Source organism: Bradyrhizobium sp. P2_E8, assembly GCF_056403875.1.
Genome location: NZ_JBFUES010000771.1, coordinates 1 through 3,714, shown reverse-complemented (window position 1 = coordinate 3,714; position 3,714 = coordinate 1). Strand labels below are relative to the sequence as shown.

5 protein-coding genes are annotated in these 3,714 nt (G+C 59.6%); 2 read left to right on the top strand and 3 right to left on the bottom strand.

What is annotated here, in order from left to right:
• Nucleotides 1–180: 180 nt before the first annotated feature.
• Together AC1D00_RS31470 and AC1D00_RS31465 are read left to right on the top strand one after the other, a co-directional pair.
• Nucleotides 181–543, top strand: coding sequence for a hypothetical protein (locus AC1D00_RS31470; RefSeq protein ID WP_477013342.1), 363 nt, complete (start codon nt 181–183; stop codon nt 541–543).
• 971 nt (nt 544–1,514) lie between these two features.
• The gene (locus AC1D00_RS31465; protein WP_025576717.1) at nt 1,515–1,766 is read left to right on the top strand and encodes a DUF6894 family protein; all 252 of its coding nucleotides are present in this window, start codon (nt 1,515–1,517) and stop codon (nt 1,764–1,766) included.
• Between the two features lie 201 nt (nt 1,767–1,967).
• On the opposite strand, the gene AC1D00_RS31460 is transcribed toward AC1D00_RS31465, so the two are convergent.
• From AC1D00_RS31460 to AC1D00_RS31450, 3 genes are all read right to left on the bottom strand, one after another.
• Nucleotides 1,968–2,342, bottom strand: coding sequence for a hypothetical protein (locus tag AC1D00_RS31460; protein WP_477013341.1), 375 nt, complete (start codon nt 2,340–2,342; stop codon nt 1,968–1,970).
• A gap of 754 nt (nt 2,343–3,096) precedes the next feature.
• A complete protein-coding gene (locus AC1D00_RS31455; protein ID WP_404556387.1) occupies nt 3,097–3,240 on the bottom strand; it encodes a hypothetical protein in 144 nt (47 codons plus the stop codon).
• A gap of 46 nt (nt 3,241–3,286) precedes the next feature.
• A partial coding sequence (locus tag AC1D00_RS31450; protein ID WP_477013340.1) for a SphA family protein occupies nt 3,287–3,714 on the bottom strand: 428 nt, incomplete at its 5' end.

Below are 3,714 nucleotides of genomic sequence, written 5' to 3'. Positions count from 1 at the left end.
GAGTTAAAGGAGAGAATGCAGCATCGCCTACCGGATGGAACCGCCGCCTCAGTGCCGCGTTTCCGACTCGCTTCCGGCCTGCCCCCAACAATCCCCGAGGCCGGAAGATTGGAATAGCGGCTCCAGCTTTGCCCAAAGCTGGGGCCGTTCTCCCTTCCGGTCAGACGCGTGGAGTTGCGTATGCGTCACTCGCCTTCGATCGTGCCGCTCGATCGCCTGGACCGCGAAATCTACCTCGTCCTCGAGGATTTTGGCGCCCGCGCCGGCTGCGCCTGGCGCGAGACCGACGAAACCGAGACCGACATTGAGACGGTCCTGAGACATCTCCTCGCCGGCCAATACGCCTATCCGGTCCGGATTGTGTGCTTCAATCCTGGCGAAGGCTGGTCACGGGACGCCACGTCCGACGTCGCTGACGCGCTGGCGCAGCGCGTAACTGATACCGACGCCGAGGTCCCGTCCGCGCTGCAGGACTTCATCGCCGCCAATGCCACCAGGCGCTTCGACGTGCAGCTTGCGCTGCCGCTGCAAGGTGCCGCGTGATGCCAGCCGGAGGAAAGCCGCACGGCGACGCGGCCGTGAAGTGCACGTCCTGCGACGAGGTCGGCTGGATTTGCGAGAACCATCCCGACTACCCACGGGAAGGCCGGCGCGGTTGACAAGGACGGTTGGCGACACTGAGGACTGCGCTTACAGCATCAGGCTCACCAACCAGATCGCAAGCGAGCAGCAGAGCGCAATTCCAAGATACGGCAATGCAATTGTCATCGGTTCCTCACTAACGAATTCCCGACGCTAAAACGGAACGAGAGTCGCATATTCGCAGCCGCGTGGCCATCTCATTCTCATGCACCGCGCGTACGGGTTCTGCCTGCCAAGTGCAGCCAGGGCTGTCCCGGCCTGACCTGACTGGCTCCAAGACATCGTCTCCAAGCACCGCGACCGCCGCTATATCGCAGTCCGCACGAAGGAGCGGATCAAGGTCAAGAACCGGTCTCACCCGGCCATGAGCCGCGGGTTCCAGCACCTGCGCTGGCGCGGCGGGCAGCGCGGCGCCCTGCAGACATGCGTCTTAGGCCGCCGACGCTAACCATAACCGCGACCAAGTCTTGTTTTGGCAAATCCTAAAATTTATGGTTGTGATTTTCAGCATGGAATTTTTTGATGATGGTCCGATTACCTATGGTCGCGGTCATCGCGCCCGACGGGCATAGATCATACTGGGTTGCAGCGGTCGAACCTGAAAATGCGACCGAAGCGGTCGCGCGGGTCGTCGGCGACGGGCAAAACATTAGGCTCTTGCAGCACCGCCTGCGCATGAAATCAGATGCGCTTCGACCAGGCGAAGTCCGCCGACTTGGGCTCTGACTTGGGCTCTGACCGGACACCTACCCCCGAAGAGCCATACCATCTCCCTCAGAAGAGCGTCCCCTCCGCCTCTGCACCGCCGGCATATTCAAGCGTTACGCACATTGGCGGACAGAGCGCGCGCTCTGTCGTGAGGAGGCGTGCGGATGACCCGTTTCTTCTTCCATGTCCACGACGGCATTTCCATCTTCGATGATGTCGGACTGGAGCTTCCGGACATCGCCGCCGCGCAAGCAGCAGCGATCGAATTGAGCAGTAAGATCCTCAACGAGGGAGCAGAGGGACCCTTGTGGCAAGACCTTAACTGGCGCGTCGAGGTGACCGACAGCCCCCGAATCGGCGGGCAGATCTTCGTTGTCGTCAACTTTTCAGTCACGCAACGTAAAGCACCCAACTAACCCGTGGTGCCCGACTACGGCAGTGACGAGGTGCGCAAATCACTGGCGTTGTTCGGACCGTAGTTTCCTTCTTTGCCTGCAGGATGCCGACCGAGCGCTCTCGGCGTAGGGCACTCGAACCCCTCATCCACTTTGCGCCAAATGCTGTCGTTCGAGACCTAACAAGCCAAGGAGAGCCGCGCTCTCGAAACGAGAGCCGGATCACTGTGAATTTCGATTCTTGCTTGCTCCCCTCAACCGCGTCGCAGTTGACGGCGATTTCGCCCACTCTGCCATCTGGATGCAGGTGAGAAGATCAACATAGCTCTGGCTTCCGCCGGCTTTGGCTTCACCTTCGCAGCTATCACGCAGGGAAACGGGAGCAGTGCCCCAAACCGTGTTGAGCTGCTCCTGTGCAGTTGTCTCATCGCGCATGCAGTCGGCAAAGCTCTGAGGCAGGGTAAGCCCCATTGCCTTGTCGTCGGCCGCGGTGGCTTTGCACATCACCTCCACCTTTAATTCGGGGACGCGATCGGAAACCGGCATCACAAACAATTGGCTTCCGAGGAGCGCTGCAGATAATGCCGCTATCTTCATCTTGACCTCCTTCACGCTTTAAGCGCTGCGAATTGAACGGCCCTGAAATGCCACAAAGAAGCGCTGCGTCAGAACTGGGCTGGTTGAGCCGGAGGACTAGGCCAATCGGATCGCAGGTTGTTCCTGTTGTTGCGATCAAATAGGTCTTGCTTGCAGACAAAGCCGCCCCAGCAACTATCCACCAGAGGTGCGGCCTGGCGAACGTCGGGGACAGAAACGACTCTTGTGCGCGACATCTTGGCAAAGGCGCTCGTTGCCACAGCCACCTCGAGGGTGCAAAGTACGGCAACCAAGCACGTGTTCCTCATAAGATGCCCTCCTCCGATCGCCGACGACGCCAGACGATTGCGCGGCTGCCTCGTTGCACAGTCAACATAGCAACCAGCGCTCAGTAGCAGGGCGGATACGGATAGTAGGCGCAGCGAGGCGCAGCATAAGCGTATGAGGCACGACCTTGCGGGATCGGTCTTGATTCAGATCATCTCGCGTCGGCGTTCTCCTTCGCGCAGTTCGCGCATCGCGATGGTTGCGGTACGCGCTAACGTCGCAGCTCTCAAGGCGGAGCTCTTCGGCAACCCTACCCAGTACTTGTTGCGCCATGGCCGCCCGCCTCCTCGAAGCAGTACACCACCCGCATGCCCCTTTTCCTCCTTGTCAGTAAGCGATGACCCAAAGATCGACCGCCCATGGGTCTCAGCGCACGCAACAGATGTTGCCGCTGGCCTCCAGAGAGATCTTCAGCGCAATGTAGGTACTACTTTGTGGTCATCCGCTTCGGTGGCGCGGTCGGCGCAGGCGCCGCCGGCGAGATGACAAACGTCACCCAGGCATTCCAGCCCTCGGGCCGGCTTTCTGCGGCGACCTCCTTGTAAGCTTTCAGGTTCAGGTAACCCTGCATGTCGCCGACCGGGAAGATAGATCGAGATGACGAACGTAGGCCGCGTTTACTTCGTCACGATCCTTCGCGTCGGTGCGACCGTACTGGTCGGCGCCATTGGCGACAGCGAGAAAGTCAGCCACGTATTCCAGCCAGCTGGCCGATTTTCTGCGGCAAACTCGCCGTACCCTTTCAGATTCAAATATCCCTGCAGCTCACCGACCGGAAACAGGTACCCGATCTGAGGACCGACTCCCACCACGCGCGACCGAAAACCCCCAAGGATCGGGGGCTGACCAAAATCGTCCGTGATCTGTTGATAGTAGTAGCCGACCAGCCCGACGAAGAGCTGCTTCGAGAGAAACTGCGAAGCACCCCAATCGATGTGGAAATCGATGCCATTCTGATATTGCGTGTCAGGATTCTTGAAATTGTACGTGAACCCGGCGACTGCGGAAAATTCGTGCCCCAACTTCTCATTGAAATAGGTGTAGC

Coding starts and splice junctions, on each gene's coding strand:
- AC1D00_RS31470 (WP_477013342.1), top strand. CDS start 181: ATGCGTCACTCGCCTTCGATCGTGCCGCTCGATCGCCTGGACCGCGAA.
- AC1D00_RS31465 (WP_025576717.1), top strand. CDS start 1,515: ATGACCCGTTTCTTCTTCCATGTCCACGACGGCATTTCCATCTTCGAT.
- AC1D00_RS31460 (WP_477013341.1), bottom strand. CDS start 2,342: ATGAAGATAGCGGCATTATCTGCAGCGCTCCTCGGAAGCCAATTGTTT.
- AC1D00_RS31455 (WP_404556387.1), bottom strand. CDS start 3,240: ATGCAGGGTTACCTGAACCTGAAAGCTTACAAGGAGGTCGCCGCAGAA.